The organism is Rhodanobacter sp. Soil_C_14, from assembly GCF_057657335.1.
Genome location: NZ_JBDGIQ010000001.1, coordinates 119,832 through 143,538 on the forward strand (window position 1 = coordinate 119,832; position 23,707 = coordinate 143,538).

Genomic DNA, 23,707 nt, shown 5'->3' on the forward strand with positions numbered 1-23,707 from the left:
TCAGCTGTTGCCAGGTGTCGCCTAATCGCTCATCTCACACCACAAAAGATCGCATCAGGAGCCAAGAAAATGTCAACCCCGACTCCGCTCCCTACTGAGGCTGATGTCCTTCAGGCAATCGCAAATGTATTGACTGCCAAGAGATCATCCGCGGCGTTGGCTCACTATCCTACTCTAAGGGTTCAAACACGCAATCTACACAAAGCAGTCGAAAATGCGATTGAATCCGTCGACAGTATCATTGGTAAATGGTCTGAAAAACTCAATAGTGATTCCGAACTTGCAAGCGAATTCAAAGTAGCAGGTACTCCAAAGTATTTTTACCGGACAATTGCGCCAGTTCTGATGCGAAATGTCCATCAAACGGCCGATTTTTTGCTCGAGGAGGCGCGCCCCGCTCCCGCTGTCGACATGGACAGGGTGCGTGACATCATCCCATCGTTTAGTACCTTCATAAAATTAGGTGGAGCAGTACGAGGATTTCTTGATATTCTTGTCCAAGCGGCCTATCAACTTACGACATTCGACAGCCTTCAACTAAACTATAAGTTTCTGCAATCATTACTTAGCTTTGCCGTCGTCGCGCCGCCATCACTTCATGCGAACATCGCGTCATCGGATATGCAGGCGGCGTTGAATGCCTACACATCCCTATCCAATAGAGATCGAAAGAACTCATCGTTTACTAAGAATTCGCGAGAGCAATTTCCTCAGCGCTTACTAGTTGCCAGTCAATCAGTAAATCTGCCAGATCATCAGCGTCAAAATATCGATCTTCTTTTTGGTTTCTGCTCGGATTTTGTTCACTCCGGATATGTAACCGTACTAGCCATCGGCGGCCAGAATCCTGAATTCATTATGGGTGGTAGTGGTGACTCATTTACGCCAAAGGCTGAAAATTTCGCCGAACTAAAACTGCGACTCCTCTCTGAATGTGCAGGGGCCTATGCGGATTTGCTAGTACCGGTGCTCAAGCAGGCAATCACCAAAACCTTGGCTGGCGGAATCCCAGCTGACTGGGAAAGAGTGCTCGACACTTCAGTAACCACAGTACAAGACGTTCGAAAAATACTTTATCGCCAACTTATTGAGCCAGTCCGAAAAGGAAGTATTACCTCTGGAGCAACCTTAAGGATTAAATGCATATGTGGAGGCCATGTTGAACTGAGGCCACCTCATCATGAATGGGATAGGTTTTGCCATGACTGTGGATCAAGGTTTAAGCTTCTTGAGCTTGCCGATGAAGTTGATTATGTATTGTCGCAGATAGGGCTGGGCGACGTATTAGGTGGCGACGCAACAAAGATTGAAAATCTCGATACTGACAGCCAAGCTAAGTTAAACAGAATTGCGACTAAACATAAGCCGCAGGATACGGACGATTCTGTCAATTTTGTTATGATAACTGACTTAGACAGGTGCGATGAAGAAACTTTGAATGTTCCAACGGTATGTACTCGCAGCGCAAGCGACCAGGATAAAAAGAAATGCTCATTGATTGCCTTCGTTGCCGAAAAATCGTTTTCAAGGTGCTCCACTGTTCGAATAACATGCAACTGCGGCACTCATGTTGAGTATGCAACTAGGGATAATAGTTGTATTTGCAAGTGTACAAATTGCCACACATTTATCGGTCTTCTCGGTATAAGTGGAGATGGTGCATCAGTGGCAATTAAAAATCCAGATGGAACCCCAGGTAGTGCACCCATACAGGCTCGAAATCGGTTTGGCCTGCCCGGCGTAGCTATCGACTATCCCTGAGATTGCGAGGATGACCACATGCACCGACATTCGCTCGGTGTACGCGGTGGCATCACGAACCATCACGCTTCCACCTAGGCCCATTCCGGCCGGGACAACACCCTTGGGCTGCACCATCGCATTGTGCGGTGGCCATGCCAAGGAGTGTTTCCTATGTCGATGATCCAAAGTGCCCAAGTGGCCGACTATGTGCTGATGGCGAAGTGCCTCGCCAAGGCGGGCGGCAGGCTGTCCCTGGCTGCGCAGTACGCCGACCAGAGCTCGAACGGGTTTCACGTGGCCACCGTGCTGCGCTCGGCCATGTCAGCCGGCAGCGTCGCGGATGCGGGCTGGGCGGGCAACCTGGTCGGCCATACCCTGGTCGCAGCAGGCTTTATTGAAACCCTTCCTGCCGTGTCGGTGCTGGATCGCCTTCTCGCTGACAACGTGCTGCGCCGTGTGCCTCTGCGGAAGCGCCTAGCCATTTCCACTGTGGTGGCGGCAGGCCATGTCGTTGGCGAAGGTGCGCCCACGCCCGTCAGCAGCCTGGCATTCAATGGGCAAGACCTTGACCCCTTCAAGGTGCAGGCGCTGGTGGCCCTCACATCGGAACTGATTAACGGCACCACGGCTGCCGGCAACATGCTGCTGGCGACGGAACTGCGCAATGGTGTCGCGGCTGGCACCAACGCCGCTTTCCTGGCTCGTGTGGCCACAGGTGCGTCGTCGGTAACGGGTTCGGCATCGCCCCTGGCCGACCTTGGCGCGGCGCTTGAGTCGGTAAACATCTCGGCAACCGGAAAACCGTACCTCGTGATCGATGTGCACACCGCCAATCGCCTGGCGACGAAGGCCACCACGACCGGCGAGCAGGCGTTCCCGTCCATGACGCCCAATGGCGGCGAACTGGCGGGCGTGCCCGTGCTTGTCTGTGACCAGGTGCCGGCCGCCGACAGCAACGGCCGCAAGGCGGTGCTACTGGACGCCACGGCCATTGCCGGCGGTGCCGAAGACCCGATGCTGGACGCCAGCGACCAGGCAACGTTGCAACTGGCGACCGACCCGGCCAACGGTGCGCAGAACCTGGTGTCGCTCTTCCAGACGGATTCCGCTGCACTGCTCGTGACCCGCTGGCTGGGCTTCGACGTGACGCGGGCCTCGGGTGTGGTCGTGATCGAAGACGTGCAGTGGTGATCGCCATGTCCAAGGAAAAGACCAACGCAACCAAGTCGTGGGAAGAGATCGCAGAGCTCCTTCCCCAGCAAGTGCGCAGCAGTCCACTAACCGTCGGCCGCTTCTATGACTTGCTGGCACCTATCGTCAAATCGCACAAGGAACTTCAGCAGCGGATGAAGCAGCTTGAGCAACAGGTCAGCAAGGGAGGCGGCCATGTCTGACCACCGCATACAACGCACGCCTGCGCAGCGTGCACAGCCGGCCACGATGGGCGAGGTAGTGGACTTGCTCAACGACATGCACAAGGAGCTGCGCAAGTACCGTGTGCGCCTGGCGCAGAACCAGGAGCGCATTGAGCGCCTAGAGCAGCAGGTGCGTGGCAAGGGAGGCGATAGCGATGGATGAACTATCAGCCACCCGCCGACATGCCGAGCGCCAGAGTCCTGAGACGCCTGCCATTCAAGGGCTTGCCGTCGCCCCGATAGCGCACTCGAAATCAGGCGTACGTGTAAGCGTACCGTGGGTTCGAATCCCACCCTCTCCGCCAGAAAAGCAAAACGCCCCCTCGTGGGGCGTTTTGCTTTTCTGGCGGTGACGGCTGAGGTGAGAACCCACCCGGGTTACTCGGCGCATCCTGCGCCTCGCCCTGCGGGCCATCGGCTACGCCGATGTTCGACTACGGCATCCTGCCTTCGTCGTCGACAAATTTGCCAGGAGCTTGTTGGACAGCCGCAGGCTGGCCCCGTAGCGCGCAGCGCGAAGGGGTTCGGCCCAAGGATGGGCCGAACAATCCCACCCGCGCGGCGCCGCATCGTCCTTCGCACGCGCCTTGCTTTTCCGGTAGTAACACGGCAGTGAGAATCGACCAGGGTTAACCGGTACCCCCCTTACCTCGCCAACCAATCAAGCTCCCCGCCAAACACTCACCCCACCCGCACTCTTGTCCAGCGCATCCAGCCTCTGCTCGTGCAAGGCCAGTTCTTCCTCCGATGCGTACAGGACCTGTGGCCGCGAACGCAACACCACCGGCGCCACAACCATCACGTCATGCTGCTCGGCGGCGCCCTCGAAACCCAGGTCGAACGCCACCTGTCCGGATGTCATCGCCAGATAGACGTCGGCCAGCAACTGGGCGTCGATCAGGCCGCCGTGTAGGTCGCGGCGGGAGTTGTCGACGCCCAGGCGCTTGCACAACGCATCGAGGCTGTTGCGCTGGCCGGGGTAGCGCTCGCGGGCCATCGCCAGCGTATCCAGCACCGTGCAGCGGTCGCCGATCCTGCCAGCGCCGTTGTCCAGCCGGGCAAGCTCGGCATCGAGAAAGCCGATGTCGAAACTGGCGTTGTGGATGATCAGTTCGGCGCCATCGATGAAGGCCAGGAACTCCTCCACCACCTCGGGGAAACGCGGCTTGTCGAGCAGGAACTCGTCCTCGATGCCGGTGACCAGGCGGGCGCCTTCGTCGATGGCCCGATCCGGATTGAGGTAGGTCTGGTAGTGCCGGCCGGTGAGCCGGCGCTCGACCATTTCCACACAGGCGATTTCCACCAGCCGGTGTCCCTGGCGGACTTCGAGGCCGGTCGTTTCGGTGTCGAGGACGATCTGCCTCATGCCCGGCCCTTCATCGACTCGGCCTGCTCGCGCGCGGCCTGGTCGACCCGTTCGTTCTCGGCGTGGCCGTTGTGGCCCTTCACCCATTTCCAGCGCACCTGATGGGCGCCGACGGCATCGGACAGGCGTTGCCACAGGTCCTGGTTCTTCACCGGCTTCCTGTCCGCGGTGCGCCAGCCATTGGCACGCCACTTCGGCATCCATTGTTCGATGCCCTGCATCACGTAACGGGAATCGGTGGTCAGGACGACCTGGCAGGGCCGGGTCAGGGTCTCCAGCGCGCCAATCGCCGCCATCAATTCCATCCGGTTGTTGGTGGTGGCCGGCTCGCCGCCGGCGACCATGCGCTCGCTGCCCTTGGCACGCAGCAGGGCGGCCCAGCCGCCGGGTCCGGGGTTGCCCAGACAAGCACCATCGGTAAAGGCTTCCACTTCACTCATCGTCTTTTGCAGTTCCTGAAAAAATCTGGAGCGACGCGCCACGGCGCGCCGCCGGGGAAAGCTGGCCGCTGCCCGGCACCCGCACCTGTTGCGGGCGCGAGCGCAGCAGCGTGACCGCTCGCCGGTGCTTTCGCGCCAGCAGCAGGTAACCTCCGCCGAACACGTTGGCAGGGCTGCGCCGCGCCACGGCGGCGCCCGGCCAGACGCTGCCGATCCGCAGCACCCGCTCGACCAGCAGACCTTCGCGCTCAAGGCGGTGGCGCAGGCGCCACGGCATCTGCAGCGCCAGCGACCTGCCGCGGGCGCGCCAATGCAGCCAGGCCGACCAGCAACCCAGCGGATGCACGCCGGTCAACGCCAGCGTGCCGCCGGGCGCCAGCACCCGAATGAGTTCATCGAGCAACGCGGCGGGATGCGATGCCAGTTCCAGCGCCTGCCGCACCAGCACCAGCTCGAATGCATCGTCGACGAAGGGCAGCGGTTCGTCCGCCCTGGCGCGCAGATCGCCGTCGTAGCCACCGTCGCTCACGGCCAGCGAGGTCCAGCAACCCAGCAACGGCAAGGCCGGTCGGGGATACCGTGGGGATGCATCCAGCAGCAGGCCATGCGTGCCGACACAACGCCGCAGCCCGGGCTTCAATGCCTGGCTTTGCTCGTCCAGCAAACGAAGCATGGGTGGGCTGGAGTAGACCTCGTCATCGCGATGCTGCATGCAAACCGGTCCGGCATCTATTGCTCTTCACAGTGTAACGGTTGCTGCCATGACTCAGCAGGTCACTCATCGAGCGGAACTGCCGCACACAGCTGAACGGTCGACCGGGCATTTAACGCCAGCCTAACGAGTCCGCCGTAGCGTCAATTTATAGTCGACCGCCTCAAGCGCGCCCGGGATGGCCGCGTCTGTCGTTCCACAGCAAGTCCCCGCGCCCTGGGGGCTTTCCCAACGCAGCGGATCCCCTTCGTGCATCTCCTTCCGTTACCGGCCTTGGCCGACAACTACATCTGGCTGTTGCATGACGACGACGGGAACGCCGTCGTCGTCGACCCGGGCGATGCAGCCGTCGTGGAACAGGCGCTGGCGGCGCGAGGGCTGCGGCTGCGCGCCATTTTGCTCACCCATCATCACCCCGACCACATCGGCGGGATGTCCGCCCTGCGTGCACGTCACGAGGTGCCTGTCCACGCACCGGTCCACCCGGATATCGGGCAGCCTTTCCAGCCGGCGGTCGATGGCGATCGCATCGAGCTGACCGCGCCATCCATCCATTTCGACGTCATCGCGGTTCCGGGGCATACCCTCAGTCATATCGCCTTCGTGGGAGCCGGCCTGCTGTTTTGCGGCGACACCCTGTTCAGCATGGGCTGCGGCCGCCTGTTCGAGGGCACGCCGGCGCAGATGCTTGCCTCGCTGGATCGCCTGGCGCAACTGCCCGCCGACACGCTGGTCTGTGCCGGGCACGAATACACCGCGGCGAACGGGCGATTCGCATCGACCGTCGAGCCCGCCAACGCGGACCTGGCCAGGCGACTGCGGGACGTGGCCAGTCTGCGCGAAAGCTCCCGTCCCACCCTGCCGGTTCCGCTGGGCAACGAACTGGCCTGCAACCCCTTTCTGCGCGTCGACACCGCCGGTGTCGTCGACTGGGCACGGCAGCAAGGCAGCGGGGAAGATCGCGTGGCGCGTTTCGCCGCCCTGCGTCGCGCCAAGGACGATTTTCGCGCATGAAGCTGGCCATCCGAATCCTGCCGGCGGCCCTCTGCGCATTGTTGGCGGCATGTGCCAACGCACCGCTGCAGCCGACCACTGCACCCGTCGAAATCCCCTCCCCCGTGCCTGCACCGGTGGCACCGGTACCAGACATCGAATCACCCGCTGCACAGACGGCGGGCACCGATGTCTGGACGCGACTGCGCGGGAGTTTTGCGATGCCGGGCTGCGACGCCGACCCGGCCGTGCTGGGATGGGCCAGGCGATACACGCGCCATCCGAAGCAATTCGAGAGCCAATTGCAAGCGGTGTTGCCACGCCTGGTCTACGTGCAGAAAGTTGCCGAAGACTATGACGTGGCCGGCGAGTTCGTGTTGCTGCCATGGGTGGAAAGCCATTTCCGGCCGATCGCCGCGCGCAAGCACCGGCCCGCCGGCATGTGGCAACTGATGCCGGTCACCGCCGGATCACTGGGGCTGCGCGTGGACCGCCACTACGATGGCCGCCTCGACGTGCCGGCCTCGGCCAATGCCGTGATGAAACTGCTGGAGCAGTATCACAAGCAGTTCGGTGACTGGCGGACGGTCGACTATGCCTACAACGCGGGCGAGTTCGCCATCCGCAAGGCCATCAGGCTGCATGGCGCACCACCCGACCAGCCGACCATTCCCACGCTGCCCGTGCGCAAGGTGACCCGCGAACACCTGACCAAATTGCTGGCGATCGCCTGCGTCGTGCGCGAGCCGGACCGTTTCAACGTCAGCTTGCCGACCTTGCCCGGCGAGCAGCATCTGGTACAGGCCGATGTGCCGCACGCGATGTCGATGGCGCAGGCCGCCGATCGCGCCGGCATGACGCTGGACGCACTGAAGCGACTGAACGGGGCGTTTGGCAGCAACACGATCGACACCGCAGCCGCCTCATACCTCATGATGCCCGCGGCACACGCCCGCCGGTTCAGCGACGCCCTGCCCGAGCTTGCCGACAGCAACGACGACAACGGCCTGCTGCAGGCGACGGCAGCCGATGCCCCGGCGATCAGCTCCACCAGCGACCAAAGCGAGCGCCGGATACATACCGTCAAGCGCGGCGACAGCCTGTGGCAGATCGCCCGCACCTACGCGGTCAGCGTGGATCAGCTCAAGCGCTGGAACCATCTCGGCAAGCACTCGCTGAAGCCCGGTCAGACGCTGCAGATCAGCGCACCGAACTGACGCCATCGCGGACCGGCCTGCCTGGGCAGGGACCACCTCGGCCGGAACAAGAAAAGGACGACCGAGGTCGTCCTTTTCTTTCAAGCGATGCAGGACCGCCGGTGCCTACAGCCTCTGCTTGTTGATCTTGATCTCGGTTTTCGCCTTGAGGTGGTCAATCAGTTCGCGGGCGGCCTCGTAACCATAAGCCTGCGCCATCTGCTGGCGCAGCGACTCGCGCTGCTCCGGCAGCAGCTTGGTCAGATCGCCGTCCTGCACCTTGTCCACCGCCAGCAGGGCATAGTTGCCGTCCAGCATGTCGACCGCGGCAAATTGCGGCTTGTTGTCCACCGGATGCGGCATCAGGAAGGCCCGGGTCAGCAGGGGCGCAGGCACCTGGGCATGCCGAACCGCCTCGCTCACCGTCGTGACGGTCGCGCCAAGCGACTTGGCCACCGCATCCATCGCCTCGCCCTTGTGCAGGCGCGCCAGGGCCTCGTCGGCCTGCTTCTTCTCGACCGCAGCCATGCGCTCATCGAGAATCTTCTGCTGCACATCGGCGCGCACTTCGGCCAGCGGCTTGGCCGCGGCCGGAACGTGCTGGTCGACATGCAACACCAGGGAATGGTTGTTGCCCAGATCGATCAGGGCCGAATTGTTTCCCTGCACCAGCACGTCGTCACTGAAGGCCGCGGCGATCACCTTCGGATTCGCCGTCACGCCTTCGCCGCCCTGGCGCGAAAACAGCGCCGTGGTCTTGATCGGCAGCTTCAGCGCCACCGAGGCAGGCTCCAGCGAAGAGGGATTCTGGTAAGTGTTGTCGGACATCTTGCCCGCGACGTCGTTGTAGTTGCGGTCGCGATCGGCCGCCGTCGCTTCCTTGACCAGCTGGTCGCGCACTTCCTCGAACGGCTTCGACTGGCCGCTGCGAACATCGCGCAACCAGATGATGTGGTAACCGTCGGTCGACAGCACCGGCTTGGAAATCTGCCCCTTCTGCAATGCGAACAACGCCGAATCGAAGGCTTCGTTGGTGACGCCCTTCTCGAGCCAGCCCAGATCACCACCCAGACGGCGCGAACCCAGATCCTGCGAATCCTGCTGGGCCAGCTTGGCAAAATCGGCGGGGGTCGCCTCCGCGGCGATCTTGTCGGCCTTGGCCAGCGCTTCCTTCTGCTGCTCCGGCGTGGCGTTGGCCGGCACGTTGATCAGGATATGGGAAACCAGGCGCTGTTCCGGCTGCACGAAACGCTGCTTCTCGCTGGCATAGCGCTTGCGCAGATCCTCATCGCTGGGCTCCGCGATCAGAGGCAGGTCGGCACCGACCACTTCGATGTACTTCACCGAGACCGTCTCGGGCTTCATGTAGTCGGCCTGATGCGACTTGTACCAGGCCTCGATCTCGGCGTCGCTCACCGTGCTGTTTTCCAGCGTCGGGCGCTGCAACACGAAGTAACGCAGGTCACGTCGCTGGGCCTGCAGTTTCAGGAACTGGTCGAGGCGGGCATCGCTGACGATGGTGCTGGCGTTGATCGCCGAGGGCAGCAACTGGATCGCCAGTGACGAACGAATTTCCCGCTCGAACATTTCCGGCGTCTTGTACTGGCTGGTCAGCCAGGCCTGATAGCTGGTTCCGTCGAACTTGCCGTTGACCTGGAACGCAGGAATGGAAGCGATGTAGTCGCGCATCGCCAGGTCGGATACCCGCAGCCCCCAATCCTCATTGGCCTGCTGCAACAGCTGTTCGTCGACCATGCCGTCGAGGATGCGCAACTTGGTCTCGGGCTTCTCGAACGAGCTGGAATCGAATTGCTCGCCCTGCTGGGCGACCTGCTGCTGACGCACCTGGTTCACGCGGTCCTGGAACGCGCGCTGGTCGATCTCGTGCTTGCCGACCTTGGCCACGTAGGCTTCGTCGTGCGACATGAAGTAACTCTCCATGCCGAACAGCGACATCGCAAAGACGCAAACCCCCAGAAGGATGATGGACGGCCATCCATGCATCTTGTTACGCATTGCCTGCAGCATCGAAATCTTCCCGCAAGATGGTGAAAGCGCATGACGCGCATGGCTCAGGTCAGCAAACCGGCCCGCGCCGCCCGATATTGCCGGACGCGAACGAACCGCTCAAATGACAAGGGCGCCACACGGGCGCCCTTGCGAACTGTGGCGGAGTGGACGGGACTCGAACCCGCGACCTCCGGCGTGACAGGCCAGCATTCTAACCAACTGAACTACCACTCCGCATTTTTTCTGGTGGGTGCTGTAGGGATCGAACCTACGACCACCGCCTTGTAAGGGCGACGCTCTACCGCTGAGCTAAGCACCCGAAACCAAGCGTCAGCCGCTTAGTTTAGGGCATCCTTCAAGGTCTTGCCAGCCTTGAACGCGGGCACTTTCGACGCCTTGATCTTGATCGCTTCGTTGGTCCGCGGGTTGCGGCCGGTGCGGGCAGCGCGCTTGCGCACGGTGAACGTGCCAAAGCCGACAACCGAAACGTCCTCACCCTTCTTCAACGACTTTTGCACGGTCTCGAAAAAGGCTTCCAGAGCGCGGCCAGCGTCGGCCTTGGTCAACTCGGCCTTCTCGGCAATGGCATTGATCAGATCAGTTTTATTCATTGAGAAAACTCCCTCGTTCGGATTTCGTCGGCGCGGTCGTTCCGGAGAACCCGACAGCACCGGCATGGATGGTTGGCTCGCAGGATGCCATGACGCAACCCCGCATCGCTGCGCTGATGAACAACGCCGGGACTGCGGTAGCGCCTTTATACCAGTGCGTTGCAGGAAGGCGCAACACAAGCCACAGCAACGTTTTCGCCAGATCTGGCCGTTGTCGATCCGCTTGCAAAACAAGTACCGAACGACTAGGGCGAACTTCGCCGAACGGTGACGAACACGCAAAAGAACGCCACGCGCGAGCGTGGCGTTCCTCAACTTGGCCGACGCCGAAACCTAGTGGGTCAGCGAATGGGCTTCCGTCGAATCACCGGAAACGGCTGCGGGAGCATCAGCCTTTGCCGTGCTTGGCTGCAACGGGCGCTCCAGCGCGATGTCCAGCACCTCGTCGATCCAGCGCACCGGATGGATCTGCATGGACGAGGTGATGTTGGCCGGCATGTCGGCAAGATCCTTCTTGTTGTCCTCGGGGATGATCACCGTGGTGATGCCGCCACGGTGCGCCGCGAGCAGCTTCTCCTTCAGCCCGCCGATCGGCAGCACCCGACCACGCAAGGTGATCTCGCCGGTCATCGCGACTTCGGAGCGTACCGGCACCCGGGTCAACACCGACACCAAAGCCGTGCACATCGCGATGCCAGCGCTAGGACCGTCCTTTGGCGTGGCGCCTTCCGGCACGTGGATGTGCACGTCGAGCTTCTGGTGGAACTCCGGGTCGATGCCGAGCTGGTCGGCGCGGGCGCGCACCACGGACAAGGCGGCCTGGATCGACTCCTTCATGACGTCGCCGAGCTGGCCGGTGTGCACCAGCCGGCCCTTGCCCGCCACCACCGAGGCTTCGATGCTGAGCAGCTCGCCACCGACCTGGGTCCAGGCCAGGCCGGTGACCAGCCCCACCTCGTTCTGCAATTCCTTGCGACCGAAATCGAACCGGCGCACGCCCAGGTAGTGGTCGAGGTTTTCCGATGTCACCTTGACCTTGTCCGGAGCAGCCTTAGCCTTGCCCTTGGCGGTCTTGGCCGCAGGCTTGCCCTTGGCTTTCCTGACCTGCCCCAAGGTCAGTTCCTTGACCACCTTGCGGCAGATCTTGGAAACCTCACGCTCCAGGTTGCGCACGCCCGACTCGCGCGTGTAGTAGCGCACGATGTCGCGCAGCGCTTCCTCGGTGACGCTGAGTTCCTCGGGCTTCAGGCCGTTCGCCTTCAACTGCTTGGCCAGCAGGTACTTCTGCGCGATGCCGAGCTTCTCGTCCTCGGTATAACCGGGAATGCGAATGACCTCCATGCGATCCAGCAGGGGACCTGGAATGTTCAGCGAATTGGCGGTGGCGATCCACATCACCTCGGACAGGTCCAGGTCCACTTCGAGATAGTGATCGTTGAACGCGTGGTTCTGTTCCGGGTCGAGCACCTCGAGCAGCGCCGAGGACGGATCGCCACGGAAATCCATCGACATCTTGTCGATCTCGTCCAGCACGAACAGCGGGTTCTTCGCGCCGACCTTGTTGATGTTCTGCACGATGCGGCCGGGCATCGAGCCGATATAGGTGCGCCGATGCCCGCGGATCTCGGCCTCGTCACGCACGCCGCCCAGGCTCATGCGGACGAACTTCCGGTTGGTGGCCTTGGCGATCGACTGGCCCAGCGACGTCTTGCCCACGCCCGGCGGTCCGACCAGGCACAGGATCGGCCCCTTCATGACCGACACGCGCTGCTGCACGGCGAGATATTCGAGGATCCGTTCCTTGACCTTCTCCAGGCCGAAGTGATCGGCATCCAGCACTTCCTGGGCCAGCTGCAGGTCCTTGCGCACCTTGCTGCGCTTCTTCCACGGCACGCCGACCAGCCAGTCGAGGTAGTTGCGCACCACGGTGGCCTCGGCCGACATCGGCGACATCTGCTTGAGCTTGTTGAACTCCTGCCGCGCCTTGGCCAGCACCGGCTTGGGCATGCCCGAGCCCTCGATCTTCTTCTGCAGTTCCTCGACTTCGTTGGGGCCATCCTCGCTGTCGCCCAGCTCCTTCTGGATCGCCTTCATCTGCTCGTTGAGGTAGTACTCGCGCTGGCTCTTCTCCATCTGCGACTTCACGCGGCCGCGGATGCGCTTTTCCACCTGCTGCAGGTCCATCTCGCCGTCGACCAGGCCGATCAGCAGCTCCAGCCGCTGACCGACGTCCGCGGTCTCCAGCACCTTCTGCTTGTCCGCCATGCGCACGGACAGGTGCGCGGCGATGGAATCGGCGACCCGCGAGGGATCGTCGACGCCGGACAGGCTGGCCAGCACTTCCGGCGGCAACTTGCGGCTTTGCTTGACCAGTTGCTCGAACAGCGAGATCAGCGTGCGCGAAACCACGTCGAGCTCGCGCTCCTTCGCGTTGTAGACCGGCTCGATCACGCGCGAACGCGCGGTCAGCATGCCGTCCCGTTCCTTGAAGTCCTCGACCGACACGCGCGACTGGCCTTCGACCAGCACCTTCACCGTGCCATCGGGCAGCTTCAGCAGTTGCAGCACGCCGGCCAGCGTACCGATCTGGTGCAGGTCGGAAATTTCCGGATCGTCGATGTCCGGGCTCTTCTGCGCAACCAGCAGGATCTGCCGCTCGCCCTCCATGGCGCGCTCCAGCGCACGCATGGATTTGTCGCGACCGACAAACAGCGGGATCACCATGTGCGGGTAAACCACGACATCACGCAACGGCAATACCGGCAGAGCGTCCAGCGCAGCAGGAAGGGGGGCGTTCTTGGCCATGAAAGAGGGGTCCCTCGGTCGATTGTGCGTTCAACCCGACACTGCGCCGGGCATCCCAACTCGTCAAGTGGAGGCGACGGCCAACCTAGTCAAGGTCGGCGGTCGGCCGAAAAAGAAACGGCTCCGGGAATATCCACCGGAGCCGTCGTCGATGCAGGGGCGCGAAGAATCAGGCGGCGTCGCCGCCCTCGCCCGCCACGCGCTGCTGCAGGTTGCCGCGGTAGATCAGGTAGGGCTCGGCCTGCCCTTCGATCACGGCGTCGTCCACCACCACCTTGCTGACGTGTTCCAGCGAGGGCAGCTCGTACATCGTGTCCAGCAACACCTGCTCCAGGATGGTGCGCAGGCCGCGGGCGCCGGTCTTGCGCTTGAGCGCCTTGCGGGCAATGGCCTGCAATGCTTCGGGGCGGAACTCAAGCTCCACCTCTTCCATCTCGAACAGCTTCCTGAACTGCTTGGTCACCGCGTTCTTCGGCTCGGTGAGGATCTTCACCAGCGCCGCTTCGTCCAGCTCGTCCAGCGTGGCCACCACGGGCAGGCGTCCGACGAACTCCGGGATCAGGCCGAAGCGCACCAGATCGGCCGGCTCGACTTCGGCCAGCACCTTGCCGAGGTTCTCGGTGCGCTCCTTGGAGCGCACTTCGGCGGAAAAGCCGATGCCGGTGGTCTCGGAGCGCTGCTGGATGACCTTGTCCAGGCCGGAGAACGCGCCACCGCAGATGAACAGGATGTTCTTGGTGTCGACCTGCAGGAATTCCTGCTGCGGATGCTTGCGACCGCCCTGCGGCGGCACCGAGGCCAGGGTGCCCTCGATCAGCTTCAGCAGTGCCTGCTGCACGCCTTCGCCGGAAACGTCGCGGGTGATCGACGGGTTCTCGCTCTTGCGCGAAATCTTGTCGATCTCGTCGATGTAGACGATGCCCGACTGCGCCTTCTCGACGTCGTAGTCGCACTTCTGCAACAGCTTCTGGATGATGTTCTCGACATCCTCGCCCACGTAGCCGGCTTCGGTCAGCGTGGTCGCGTCGGCGATCGTGAACGGCACGTTGAGCAGGCGCGCCAGCGTTTCGGCCAGCAGCGTCTTGCCCGAGCCGGTCGGCCCGATCAGCAGGATGTTGGACTTGCCCAGTTCGATGTCGTCGCTCTTCTGGCGCGATTCGATCCGCTTGTAATGGTTGTACACCGCAACGGCGAGCGCCTTCTTGGCGCGGCTCTGGCCGACCACGTACTGATCCAGCGATTCGCGGATCTCGCGCGGCTTCGGCAACTGGGTCCGGCCCGAAGCGGCCTTCTCCTCCAGTTCCTCGCGGATGATGTCGTTGCAGAGCTCGACGCATTCGTCGCAGATGAACACGGACGGGCCCGCGATCAGCTTGCGCACTTCATGCTGGCTCTTGCCACAGAAAGAGCAATAGAGAATCTTGCCGCTGTCGCTGGATCGCCCCTGACGGTCGTCACTCATACTCTCGGTCCCGCTGGTAAATCTGGATGCGCCGCGAGAATAACACAGGGCTCCGCGTCTGCCTGCAGACGCGGAGCCCCTCTCGTGACCGTGGTGTGGAAACCGGAACTCAGGCCGATTTCACCGTTTCGCCAGCGCGCTTGTCGAGCACCTCGTCGATCAGGCCATACGCCTTCGCGTCCACCGCGTTCATGAAGCGATCGCGCTCCATGTCCAGCTCGATCTTCTCGAGCGGCTGGCCGGTGTGTTCGACGTACAACTTGTTCAGGCGCTCGCGGATGTAAAGGATCTCGCGGGCCTGGATCTCGATGTCGGTGGCCTGGCCCTGCGCGCCGCCGGAGGGCTGATGGATCATGATGCGCGAGTTCGGCAGCGCGAAACGCTTGCCCTTGGCGCCGGCCATCAGCAGGAACGAACCCATGCTGCAGGCCTGGCCGATGCACATCGTGCTGACGTTCGGCTTGATGAACTGCATGGTGTCGTAGATCGCCAGACCGGCGGTGACGGCACCGCCGGGGCTGTTGATGTAGAAATTGATGTCCTTGTCCGGATTTTCCGACTCCAGGAACAGCATCTGCGCCACGATCAGGTTCGCGACCTGGTCGTTGACCTCGCCCACCAGGAAGATCACGCGCTCTTTCAGCAGGCGCGAATAGATGTCGTAGGAGCGCTCGCCGCGAGCGGTCTGCTCGACGACCATCGGGACCAAATTGAGGTTCTGGATAGTATCCATGGCCATGTCTGCAGCTCTCCGTTGATGAGCCCGGGTGGTTGCCCGGGCCGGTTTTCCAGCCTGGTTGCTCAGGCGCTGACTGGACGCATCACCTCGTCGAACGTGAGATCCAGCTGGGTGGTCGTGGCGTGTTCCGCCACCCACTCCGCCACCTGATCTTCCATCACGCGATTCTGCAGCCCGGACATCAACTGGGGGTCGCCGTTGTACAGTTCAATGACCTTTTCCGGTTCTTCATAGGTCGAGGCAATCGCGGCCAGCTGCTCGGCCACGCGCTTGCGATCGATCTTGATCTCCTGCTTGCGGGCGATTTCGCCCATCAGCAGACCGGCGATCACCCGCTGGCGAGCCACCGGCATGGCGGCCTCGATCAGCTGCGGCGGCGGCTGCTGGCCCTGGGGCACGCTGCCGGCGGCCATGTTGCGCGCCTCGGACTGCACCATCAGCTTCGGCACATCCAGCTCGGCGTGGGTCACCGCCAGCTTCTCGGCCACTTCGGATTTCAGGCGGCCCATCAGCGCGGCCTTCAGTTCGCGCTCCAGGTTGGCCCGCACTTCCTTGCGGAAGGTTTCCAGATCGCCGTCGGCAATGCCGAACAGCTTGGCGAATTCGGCGTCGATCTCGGGCAGCTTCGGTTCCTGCACCTTGATGATGCTGAAGCTGACCTTCGCATTCTTCCCGGCCAGCTGATCGTTGCGGAAATCTTCCGGAAACAGCACGTCGGTCTCGAAGCTTTCACCGCTCTTGCGGCCGGTCAGCGCTTCGTCCAGTGCCTTGAACAGGGTGCCCGAACCGAGCACGCTGCCGGCGCGTTCCTGGCCTTCGGCGGGGAAACGGTAGTCGTCCGCGCTGGCGGAATATTCGAACATCACGAAGTCGCCATCGGCCGAGGCGCGCTCGACTTCGTCGAAGCTGCGACGCTGCTGGCGCAGGGTCTCCAGCATCTTGTCGATGTCCGCGTCGCTGACCTCGGCCACGGGGCGCTTGATCTCGAGCGCGGCCACGTCGACCTGGGGGAACTCCGGCATGATCTCGAAGGTGGCGGTGTAGGCGATCTCGCCGTTTTCCGGCTTGCCCGTGGTGTCGATCGACGGGTTCGCGATCGGCTGCAGCTTTTCCTGCTGCACGGCTTCACGCAGCGTGCTGCCGATCAGGTCGGACAGAACCTCGCCGCGAACCTGGTCGCCGAAACGCTGCTTGATCACCGTGGTGGGCACCTTGCCCGGACGGAAGCCCTTCAGGCGAACCGTGCGACCCATTTCCGCGATGCGTGCGCTGACCTGCGTCTCAAACCGCTCCGCCGGAAATTTCACCGTGAGCTTGCGCTCGAGCGAGCCGATGTTCTCAACCGAAACCTGCATGACGTCTCCTGGTACTACCTGAATGTTGTGGGCCCGCACCGGCGCCATGGCGGCTGTGTCGCCCGGAAATCAAGGGAAATCAACGGGGCATGGTGCGAAAGGGGGGACTCGAACCCCCACGGGGTTAACCGCCAGAACCTAAATCTGGTGCGTCTACCAATTCCGCCACTCTCGCCTTGCCACCCTCGTCAAACGACCCTAACCAACTGATATGCAAAGCCAATGCGAGCCGCCTGCGCGGCCCGCCGTCGCCCCCAGATCAACCGGCGTGATCGCCTAAGTCGATGATTACCTTATACGAAAGCGGACCATTTTACGGTTGCGCCGTGCGGTAGCACAAGCCATCGCCGGCAATTGGCGCTACCCGCCGGCAGGCGCCCGGCGATCGCCGGATTCGCCGCGCATGGACACCTGCCGCATGCAAAACGCCGGCACCTCGCGGCGCCGGCCCTTGCGGATGTGGCCCGGTTACGCCGACTTCCTGAGCAGACCCTCGGCTTCCATCGCCGCCTGCACCATCGGCCGCGCCGCCACGCGTTGCTGGAATGCGGCCAGCGACCTGAATTCCGACAGGTCCAGGTCCACGTGCTTCGCCCAGTTGGTGACGGTGAACAGATAGGCGTCGGCGGCGGTGAATTGCCCGCCCAGCAGCCACTCCTGCTTCGCCAGCGTGGCATCGAGCGTTGCATAACGTTTGCGCAGATAGTCCTTGCGCTCCTGCCGCGCCGGCTCCGGCGTGGCCGGGTTGAACAGCGGGCTGTAGGTCTTGTGCAGCTCGGAGTTGATGTAGCCGAGCATCTCCTGCAGGTGGTAGCGCGGCAGCGTGCCGTTGGCCGGCGCCAGCCCGCTGGCCGGGTTCTGGTCGGCCAGATACTGCACGATCGCCGGACCTTCGGTCAGCACTTCGCCGCCGTCCAGCTGCAGCGTCGGCACGTAGCCTTTCGGGTTGACCTGCAGGAAGTCGTCGCCGCTCTCGGTGCGCTTGGTCTTGCCGTCGACCTTGACCAGTTGCAATGGCAGGCCGGCTTCCAGCGCCACGATGTGCGGCGAGAGCGAGCAGGCGCCAGGCATGTAATACAGCTTCATCCGGTTTCTCCATGGGGGACACGAGGGGCGTCGCGGGTAGCGAGCGCGCGACGAACCTTCATGTTAGTCGCCATGGTTGCCACTGGATACGACGTCACCGCCGGCCAGTCCCGCACGCGGCATCACCGCGCCATGGAACCTGCTGTCCCGGGTAATTCAGCCGCCGATCACTCGACCTCGTCCGAACCCTCGTTGACGCCTTCGAACAGGAAGGTCGACAGGTAGCGTTCGCCGGTATCGGGCAGCATCGCCAGCAGCACCGAACCTTCCGGCGCACCCTTCGCCACTTCCAGCGCAGCGGCCAGCGTGGCGCCCGAGGAAATGCCGGCAAAGATGCCTTCGCGCTGGGCCAGCTCGCGGGAGGTGTCGCGTGCCAGCACGTCGTCGATCAGCACGATGCGATCCACCACCTTCGGATTCAGCACCGCCGGCACGAAGTCCGGGGTCCAGCCCTGGATCTTGTGCGGCTGCCATTCCTTGCCAGACAGCAGGGCAGCCACGGTGGGCTCGGTGGCGACCACCTGCACGTTTGGTCGTGCCACTTTCAGCACCTCGCCCACACCGGTCAGCGTGCCGCCGGTACCCCAGCCGCTGACGAAGTAGTCCAGCCGGCGCCCGGCGAAGTCACGCAGGATTTCCGGCGCCGTGGTCTGCCGGTGGTAGGCCGGGTTGGCCGGGTTCTCGAACTGGTTGGTGAAGAACCAGCCATGCTTCTTCGCCAGTTCCAGTGCCTTGTCGACCATGCCGGTGCCCCGTGCAGCCGCAGGCGTCAGCACCACCTTGCCGCCGTAGGCGCGGATCAGCTTGCGCCGCTCGATCGAGAACGTCTCGGCCATCACCGCCACGAACGGATAGCCACGGGCCGCGCAGATCGCGGCCAGTGCCACGCCGGTATTGCCCGAAGTGGCCTCGACCACGGTCTGCCCCGGCTTCAGCACGCCGCGCTGCTCGGCGTCCAGGATGATCGCCAGCGCCAGTCGATCCTTGACCGACCCGGCCGGATTGAAGGCCTCCACCTTCACATAGAGTTCGACGTGTTTTGGCGCCAGTCGGTGGAGGCGGACGATCGGCGTGTTGCCGATGGTGTCGAGAATGCTGTTGTGGATCATGGCAAGACTCCTAAGGCAGGAAAGTCGACGGGCATCATGCGCCCGTCGCGGCAAAAATGTTCATCCGGCGCGATGCAGCGCGGCCAGCACGTCGGGCGCCGCCGACGGGCGCTCCTGCGTGCGGAGGGCATGCACCGTGGCTCCCAGTGGCGGCTGGCCGAACCAGGCCAGCGAAGGCGCCAGCGCGGCCACTTCGCCCACGATCAGCAAGGCCGGCGAGCGCACCGCATGGAACGTCGCACGCTCGACCAGGTTGGCCAGGGTGCCGGTGACCACGCGCTGCTCCGGGCGCGAGCCATTCTCGATCAGCGCGAACGGCGTGGTCGGCGCCCGGCCGTGGGCGAGCAGGCCCGCCTGCAGCGCGCCCAGTTCGGCCACGCCCATGTACACCGCCAGGGTCTGCCGTTCCTGGGCCAGCAGCGCCCAGTCCGGCGACTGGTCCGGCGACTGGCCATGCGCGGTGACCAGGCGCACCGATTGGGCGTGATGGCGGTGGGTCAACGGCACGCCCGCATAAGCCGCGCAGGCCACGGCGGCGGTGATGCCGGGCACGACTTCATAGGGAATGGCGTGAGCGCGCAGGAATTCCAGTTCCTCGCCGCCGCGACCGAACACGAAGGGGTCGCCGCCCTTCAGCCGCACCACCCGCCGCCCCGCCCGCGCGTGCTGCAGCAGCAGGTCGTGGATGGCGTCCTGGCTGGTGTGATGGCGGCCTGCCTGCTTGCCGACCTCGATCCGTTCGGCGTCGCGCCGGGCCAGTTCCAGCACCTCGGCGCTGACCAGCCGATCGTGCAGGATCACGTCCGCCTCGTTCAGCGCGCGCAGCGCCCGCAAGGTCAGCAGGCCCGGATCGCCGGGACCGGCGCCCACCAGCACCACCGAACCGGTCGGGGCCTCCGGCGGCGCGAGCATCGTCGCTTCCACCGCCTGGCGGGCGGCTTCCGGCCGGCCCTGCCGCAGCAGGCCCGCCACCGGACCGGTGAACAGGTTCTCGTAGAAGCGCCGGCGCGCAGCCATGTCCGGATGCCGTGCCCGGATGCGCTTGCGCAGGCCGGCCGCCAGCGTGGCCAGCGCGCCCAGCGAGTGATCCAGCAAGCCCTCCAGCCGCTCGCGCACCAGCCGGGCCAGCATCGGCGCCTCGCCGCCGCTGGAGATGGCGATGGTCAGCGGCGACCGGTCGACCACGGCCGGCACGTGAAAACTCGACAGGGCTGCGTCGTCCACCACGTTGACGAAGATCCGACGCAACTCGGCAAAGGTCGCGATCAGGCGGTTCAGCTCGACATCCGAGGTCGCCGCCACCACCAGCCAGACCCGATCCAGCCAGCTTTCGCGGAACGATTCGTGGCGGTGGGCCACGCGGCCATCGGCCACCCACCGCCGCAGCTGCGGCGTCAGCGTGGGCGCATTCACCGTGACCTGCGCCTGCGCGCCGAGCAAGGCCGCCACCTTGCGTTCGGCCACCGGGCCACCGCCGACCACCAGCACGGCGCGGCGGGACAGATCGGCGAACAGGGGATACAACTTCATGCGATGCGTCCGGTGCAGGTATGGCGATGCGATCACGCTATCCGGGCGTCGGCGGCGACGACAAATGATTTGCGCCACCGCGCATATGCCGCCACGGCATGTTGCCGAAAACTTGACCAATCCATCAAATGGACGTATAGACGTCTGATCATGAAATCACGTCCAGGCCACGCATCCCCTGAAGCCCCGTCCCCGGTGGCGGCCTGCGGCCTTGTGCCCGCCCCGACCAAGCCGGCTGCCACGCGATGTATCCGTGTTTCGTTCGCGCCTCGCCTCCACGATCCCGACCGTACACGAGAACTTCGCCATGACCCTGACCCAACTGCGCTACCTGGTAGCCATCGCCGACTCCGGCCTGAACATCACCCTGGCCGCGGAACGCGTGCACGCCACCCAGCCCGGCCTGAGCAAGCAACTGCGGCAACTTGAGGACGAACTGGGTTTCCAGCTGTTCGTGCGCAAGGGCAAGAGCCTGGACACGGTGACCCATGCCGGCCGGCAGGTGCTGGAGCGGGCGCGCACGATCCTGGCCGAAGCGGCCAACATCCGCTCGATCGCCGCCAACCTGCGCAACGAGGCGCACGGCGAGCTGCGCATCGCCACCACCCACACCCAGGCCCGCTTCGCCCTGCCCGCCGCGATCGGCATGCTCAGCCAGAGCTATCCGCGAGTCAGCGTGCACCTGCAGCCGGGCCGCGACAGCGAGGTGCTGGCGCAACTGGAAGCAGGCCGGGTCGATCTGGCGGTGATCAGCACGGCCGGCGCGCCGCCCGGCAGCGGCATCGCGCTGCCGGCCTATCGCTGGCATCGGGTGATCCTTGCGCCGCGGGAGCATCCGCTGGCCACCAGCGGCCAGCCGCCTTCGCTGGACGCCCTGGCGAAACTCCCACTAGTCAGCTACGACTCTTCCGTCAAGGCCGACTCCTCCCTGCGCCGCGCGTTCGAGGCGCGCCAGCTGCAGCCGCATGTCGCGATGACCGCCGGCGATGCCGACCTGATCAAGACCTACGTGCGCACCGGGCTCGGCATCGGCGTGCTGGCCGAGATGGCGATGCTGCCGGCCGACACCGACCTGGCCGTGCTGCCGGCCGATCACCTGTTTCCGCAATGCACGACCTGGATCGTGCTGCGTCGCGAGAGCGTGCTGCGCGAGTACGTGCTGGAGTTCGTCACGCAGTTCGCGCCGCATCTCGACCGCCGCGACGTGGCGCGGGTGCTGGCCGGCGACACCGCCGCCGGCGAATGGACCGGAGTGCCGCACTGGCGGGAGCGCCGGCAGGCCGCGCTCGCCGCCTGAGCCTGGCCGGCGGGCGGCGCCCGCCCCGCAAGACGTCATCAATCGTCGAGCAGGCCCTTGTTGCGCAACAGGGCCAGCACCTGGCGGGCCAGCGCTGCCGGCTCGGCGGCGTGGCCATCGATGCGCAGCTCCGGCTGCTCGGGCACCTCATACGGGTCGCTGATGCCGGTGAAGCTGGCGATCTTGCCGGCGCGTGCCTGGGCGTAGAGCCCCTTGCGATCGCGCGCCTCGCACACCTCCAGCGCGGTGGCGACGTGGATCTCGATGAAGTCGCCATGCGCCTCGACCAGCGCCCGCGACTCGGCCCGCGCGTCGGCATACGGCGCGATCGGCGCGCACACCGCGATGCCGCCGTGGCGCACGATCTCGCTGGCCACGTAGCCGATGCGGGTGACGTTGGCGGCGCGATCCTCGCGCGAGAAACCCAGCCCGCGCGACAGGTGCTTGCGCACCTCGTCGCCGTCGAGCACGGTGACCGGGCGGCTGGTGTGCTCCAGCAACTGGGCGATCACCGCCTGGGCGATGGTCGACTTGCCGGCGCCGGACAGCCCGGTGAAGAACAGCGCGAAGCCGCGCGGCTGGTGCACCGGATGACGTTCGCGCAGGATCTTCACCACCTCGGGGAAGCTGAACCACGCGGGGATCTCGCTGCCTTCATGCAGGTGCCTGCGCAATTCGGTGCCGGAGATGTCGCGCACCTCGTCGGCTTCGGCGACTTCGGTGGACGGCAGGTAGGTATCGCGGTTGGCCGCATAGACCATCGCGGGGAACGCCACGATGCGGATGCCCAGTTCCTCCTGGTGCCGCTCCAGCAACTGCTGCGCCTCGAACGGGCCGTAGAACGGACGTCCATTCGAATCCTTGCCGGGACCGGCATGATCGCGGCCCACGATGAAATGACTGGCGCCGTAGTTCTTGCGGATGATCGCGTGCCACAGCGCCTCGCGCGGGCCACCCATGCGCATCGCCAGCGGCAGCAGCGACAACTTCACGCTGTCGGCCGGGTAGTGCGGCAGCAAGGCGCGGATGCAGCGCACGCGGGTGTAGTGATCGACGTCGCCCGGCTTGGTGCGGCCGACCGAGGGCTGGATCAGCAACTTCGCGCCGACCTGCCGCGCGGCGCGCAGGGTCAGTTCGCGGTGGGCGCGATGCATCGGGTTGCGGGTCTGGAACGCCACGATGCGGCTCCAGCCATGCTCGGCGAACCACGCGCGCAGGCTGCGCGGAGTGTCGCGCAGTTCCCCGAAATCGTGGTGCGCAGGACGCTGGATGCCGCGCAGGCGACCGCCCAGTGCCACCGGCCGGGTGCGTTCCAGCAGTTCGGCGACGCCCGGATGCAGCCGATCGGTGCTGCCGAATACCTGCTTCGCCTCGTGCAGGCGCTCGGGCCAGTAGATATCGCTCACCTCCAGCACCGCCAGCGGCACGCCCTGGCTGTCGCGCAGCGCGACCTCGTCGCCGACCACCAGGTCGGCCGCGAACTCCTCGCCGACATCGAGGGTGATCGGGATCGGCCACAAGGTGCCGTCTTCCAGGCGCAGTTCCTCCACCACGCGATCGTAGTCGCGGCGGCCGAGGAAACCTTCCAGCGGCGAAAACGCGCCGCTGAGCAGCAATTCGAGATCGCACAGCTGGCGCGTGTCCAGGTCGACGCCGGGCAATTGCGTGCTGCGCTGCTTCAGCGCTTCGGCTTCGGCTGGCGGTAGATAAAGCTCCTTCAGCGCGCCGCCATGGGGGGCGATCAGGGCGTCGTCGGGAGCGGCTTCAGGAGTGGGCGCAAGCGCGGAGTGGCTCATGTTGGCGAGTTTCCAGTAGGTGGCGAGAAGGCCGTCGCGAGG

The 23,707-nt window shown here is 64.2% G+C and carries 20 protein-coding genes and 3 tRNA genes; 7 read left to right on the forward strand and 16 right to left on the reverse strand.

Going from position 1 to position 23,707, the window contains the following annotated elements; translation table 11 throughout:
• The first annotated feature begins 69 nt into the window (after positions 1–69).
• The 4 genes from AC3A56_RS00510 to AC3A56_RS00525 all read left to right on the forward strand — a co-directional run bounded on the left by AC3A56_RS00510 (position 70) and on the right by AC3A56_RS00525 (position 3,321).
• Positions 70–1,761, forward strand: a complete 1,692-nt coding sequence (locus AC3A56_RS00510) for a hypothetical protein (protein WP_487768984.1) — start codon at positions 70–72, stop codon at positions 1,759–1,761.
• Positions 1,762–1,914: 153 nt separating this feature from the next.
• Positions 1,915–2,934: a phage major capsid protein gene (locus AC3A56_RS00515; protein ID WP_487768985.1), complete on the forward strand. Its 1,020-nt coding sequence runs from the start codon at positions 1,915–1,917 to the stop codon at positions 2,932–2,934.
• 5 nt (positions 2,935–2,939) lie between these two features.
• Positions 2,940–3,137, forward strand: a complete 198-nt coding sequence (locus AC3A56_RS00520) for a hypothetical protein (protein ID WP_487768986.1) — start codon at positions 2,940–2,942, stop codon at positions 3,135–3,137.
• The gene (locus AC3A56_RS00525; protein WP_487768987.1) at positions 3,130–3,321 is read left to right on the forward strand and encodes a hypothetical protein; all 192 of its coding nucleotides are present in this window, start codon (positions 3,130–3,132) and stop codon (positions 3,319–3,321) included. The genes AC3A56_RS00520 and AC3A56_RS00525 overlap by 8 nt, the downstream gene beginning before the upstream one ends.
• 498 nt (positions 3,322–3,819) lie before the next feature.
• Here the strand turns inward: AC3A56_RS00525 and dnaQ are convergent, their stop codons facing one another.
• From dnaQ to AC3A56_RS00540, 3 genes are read right to left on the reverse strand one after another with little or no spacing between them, the layout of a single operon-like run.
• Entirely contained in the window at positions 3,820–4,524 is a 705-nt protein-coding gene (gene dnaQ / locus AC3A56_RS00530; protein WP_056718890.1) for a DNA polymerase III subunit epsilon, read from the reverse strand.
• Positions 4,521–4,964: a ribonuclease HI gene (gene rnhA / locus AC3A56_RS00535; protein WP_204111167.1), complete on the reverse strand. Its 444-nt coding sequence runs from the start codon at positions 4,962–4,964 to the stop codon at positions 4,521–4,523. The genes dnaQ and rnhA overlap by 4 nt, the downstream gene beginning before the upstream one ends.
• Positions 4,957–5,676 carry a class I SAM-dependent methyltransferase gene (locus AC3A56_RS00540; protein ID WP_487768988.1) on the reverse strand — a complete coding sequence of 240 codons (720 nt, stop codon included), beginning with the start codon at positions 5,674–5,676 and terminating at the stop codon, positions 4,957–4,959. The genes rnhA and AC3A56_RS00540 overlap by 8 nt, the downstream gene beginning before the upstream one ends.
• Positions 5,677–5,925: 249 nt before the next feature.
• Here AC3A56_RS00540 and gloB point away from each other — a divergent pair, with 249 nt between their 5' ends.
• Entirely contained in the window at positions 5,926–6,690 is a 765-nt protein-coding gene (gene gloB / locus AC3A56_RS00545) for a hydroxyacylglutathione hydrolase (protein ID WP_487768989.1), read from the forward strand.
• Positions 6,691–6,890: 200 nt separating this feature from the next.
• Positions 6,891–7,886, forward strand: a complete 996-nt coding sequence (locus AC3A56_RS00550; RefSeq protein ID WP_056765978.1) for a transglycosylase SLT domain-containing protein — start codon at positions 6,891–6,893, stop codon at positions 7,884–7,886.
• Between the two features lie 105 nt (positions 7,887–7,991).
• Here the strand turns inward: AC3A56_RS00550 and AC3A56_RS00555 are convergent, their stop codons facing one another.
• From AC3A56_RS00555 to cysG, 12 genes are all read right to left on the reverse strand, one after another.
• The gene (locus AC3A56_RS00555) at positions 7,992–9,893 is read right to left on the reverse strand and encodes a SurA N-terminal domain-containing protein (protein ID WP_056718881.1); all 1,902 of its coding nucleotides are present in this window, start codon (positions 9,891–9,893) and stop codon (positions 7,992–7,994) included.
• Positions 9,894–10,032: 139 nt separating this feature from the next.
• Positions 10,033–10,109, reverse strand: a tRNA-Asp gene (locus AC3A56_RS00560).
• A 10-nt stretch (positions 10,110–10,119) separates the two neighbouring features.
• Positions 10,120–10,194: transfer RNA gene (locus AC3A56_RS00565), tRNA-Val, on the reverse strand.
• 19 nt (positions 10,195–10,213) lie between these two features.
• Positions 10,214–10,486, reverse strand: coding sequence for an HU family DNA-binding protein (locus AC3A56_RS00570; RefSeq protein ID WP_007511239.1), 273 nt, complete (start codon positions 10,484–10,486; stop codon positions 10,214–10,216).
• Between the two features lie 333 nt (positions 10,487–10,819).
• Positions 10,820–13,291, reverse strand: a complete 2,472-nt coding sequence (lon, locus tag AC3A56_RS00575; protein ID WP_056718879.1) for an endopeptidase La — start codon at positions 13,289–13,291, stop codon at positions 10,820–10,822.
• Between the two features lie 169 nt (positions 13,292–13,460).
• Entirely contained in the window at positions 13,461–14,753 is a 1,293-nt protein-coding gene (gene clpX, locus AC3A56_RS00580) for an ATP-dependent Clp protease ATP-binding subunit ClpX (protein ID WP_007805279.1), read from the reverse strand.
• A gap of 109 nt (positions 14,754–14,862) precedes the next feature.
• Complete coding sequence (clpP, locus tag AC3A56_RS00585; protein WP_007805278.1) at positions 14,863–15,492, reverse strand: ATP-dependent Clp endopeptidase proteolytic subunit ClpP; 630 nt, start codon at positions 15,490–15,492, stop codon at positions 14,863–14,865.
• Between the two features lie 62 nt (positions 15,493–15,554).
• Positions 15,555–16,847, reverse strand: a complete 1,293-nt coding sequence (tig, locus tag AC3A56_RS00590) for a trigger factor (RefSeq protein ID WP_487768990.1) — start codon at positions 16,845–16,847, stop codon at positions 15,555–15,557.
• Positions 16,848–16,937: 90 nt separating this feature from the next.
• A tRNA-Leu gene (locus AC3A56_RS00595) sits at positions 16,938–17,022 on the reverse strand.
• 293 nt (positions 17,023–17,315) lie between these two features.
• Positions 17,316–17,933, reverse strand: a complete 618-nt coding sequence (gene gstA, locus AC3A56_RS00600) for a glutathione transferase GstA (protein ID WP_487768991.1) — start codon at positions 17,931–17,933, stop codon at positions 17,316–17,318.
• A gap of 167 nt (positions 17,934–18,100) precedes the next feature.
• On the reverse strand, positions 18,101–19,042 hold the full coding sequence (gene cysK, locus AC3A56_RS00605) for a cysteine synthase A (RefSeq protein WP_487768992.1): 942 nt from the start codon (positions 19,040–19,042) through the stop codon (positions 18,101–18,103).
• A 60-nt stretch (positions 19,043–19,102) separates the two neighbouring features.
• Entirely contained in the window at positions 19,103–20,572 is a 1,470-nt protein-coding gene (cysG, locus tag AC3A56_RS00610; RefSeq protein ID WP_487768993.1) for a siroheme synthase CysG, read from the reverse strand.
• Between the two features lie 307 nt (positions 20,573–20,879).
• Between cysG and AC3A56_RS00615 the strand changes: the two genes are divergently transcribed.
• Positions 20,880–21,869 (forward strand): LysR substrate-binding domain-containing protein, encoded by a 990-nt coding sequence (locus AC3A56_RS00615; protein WP_204111157.1) that lies wholly within the window; start codon positions 20,880–20,882, stop codon positions 21,867–21,869.
• A gap of 38 nt (positions 21,870–21,907) precedes the next feature.
• Here the strand turns inward: AC3A56_RS00615 and AC3A56_RS00620 are convergent, their stop codons facing one another.
• Positions 21,908–23,665 carry a bifunctional sulfate adenylyltransferase/adenylylsulfate kinase gene (locus tag AC3A56_RS00620; protein WP_487768994.1) on the reverse strand — a complete coding sequence of 586 codons (1,758 nt, stop codon included), beginning with the start codon at positions 23,663–23,665 and terminating at the stop codon, positions 21,908–21,910.
• Positions 23,666–23,707 lie beyond the last annotated feature (42 nt).

Coding starts and splice junctions, on each gene's coding strand:
- AC3A56_RS00510 (WP_487768984.1), top strand. CDS start 70: ATGTCAACCCCGACTCCGCTCCCTACTGAGGCTGATGTCCTTCAGGCA.
- AC3A56_RS00515 (WP_487768985.1), top strand. CDS start 1,915: ATGTCGATGATCCAAAGTGCCCAAGTGGCCGACTATGTGCTGATGGCG.
- AC3A56_RS00520 (WP_487768986.1), top strand. CDS start 2,940: ATGTCCAAGGAAAAGACCAACGCAACCAAGTCGTGGGAAGAGATCGCA.
- AC3A56_RS00525 (WP_487768987.1), top strand. CDS start 3,130: ATGTCTGACCACCGCATACAACGCACGCCTGCGCAGCGTGCACAGCCG.
- dnaQ (WP_056718890.1), bottom strand. CDS start 4,524: ATGAGGCAGATCGTCCTCGACACCGAAACGACCGGCCTCGAAGTCCGC.
- rnhA (WP_204111167.1), bottom strand. CDS start 4,964: ATGAGTGAAGTGGAAGCCTTTACCGATGGTGCTTGTCTGGGCAACCCC.
- AC3A56_RS00540 (WP_487768988.1), bottom strand. CDS start 5,676: ATGCAGCATCGCGATGACGAGGTCTACTCCAGCCCACCCATGCTTCGT.
- AC3A56_RS00550 (WP_056765978.1), top strand. CDS start 6,891: ATGCCGGGCTGCGACGCCGACCCGGCCGTGCTGGGATGGGCCAGGCGA.
- AC3A56_RS00555 (WP_056718881.1), bottom strand. CDS start 9,893: ATGCTGCAGGCAATGCGTAACAAGATGCATGGATGGCCGTCCATCATC.
- AC3A56_RS00570 (WP_007511239.1), bottom strand. CDS start 10,486: ATGAATAAAACTGATCTGATCAATGCCATTGCCGAGAAGGCCGAGTTG.
- lon (WP_056718879.1), bottom strand. CDS start 13,291: ATGGCCAAGAACGCCCCCCTTCCTGCTGCGCTGGACGCTCTGCCGGTA.
- clpX (WP_007805279.1), bottom strand. CDS start 14,753: ATGAGTGACGACCGTCAGGGGCGATCCAGCGACAGCGGCAAGATTCTC.
- clpP (WP_007805278.1), bottom strand. CDS start 15,492: ATGGCCATGGATACTATCCAGAACCTCAATTTGGTCCCGATGGTCGTC.
- tig (WP_487768990.1), bottom strand. CDS start 16,847: ATGCAGGTTTCGGTTGAGAACATCGGCTCGCTCGAGCGCAAGCTCACG.
- gstA (WP_487768991.1), bottom strand. CDS start 17,933: ATGAAGCTGTATTACATGCCTGGCGCCTGCTCGCTCTCGCCGCACATC.
- cysK (WP_487768992.1), bottom strand. CDS start 19,042: ATGATCCACAACAGCATTCTCGACACCATCGGCAACACGCCGATCGTC.
- cysG (WP_487768993.1), bottom strand. CDS start 20,572: ATGAAGTTGTATCCCCTGTTCGCCGATCTGTCCCGCCGCGCCGTGCTG.
- AC3A56_RS00615 (WP_204111157.1), top strand. CDS start 20,880: ATGACCCTGACCCAACTGCGCTACCTGGTAGCCATCGCCGACTCCGGC.
- AC3A56_RS00620 (WP_487768994.1), bottom strand. CDS start 23,665: ATGAGCCACTCCGCGCTTGCGCCCACTCCTGAAGCCGCTCCCGACGAC.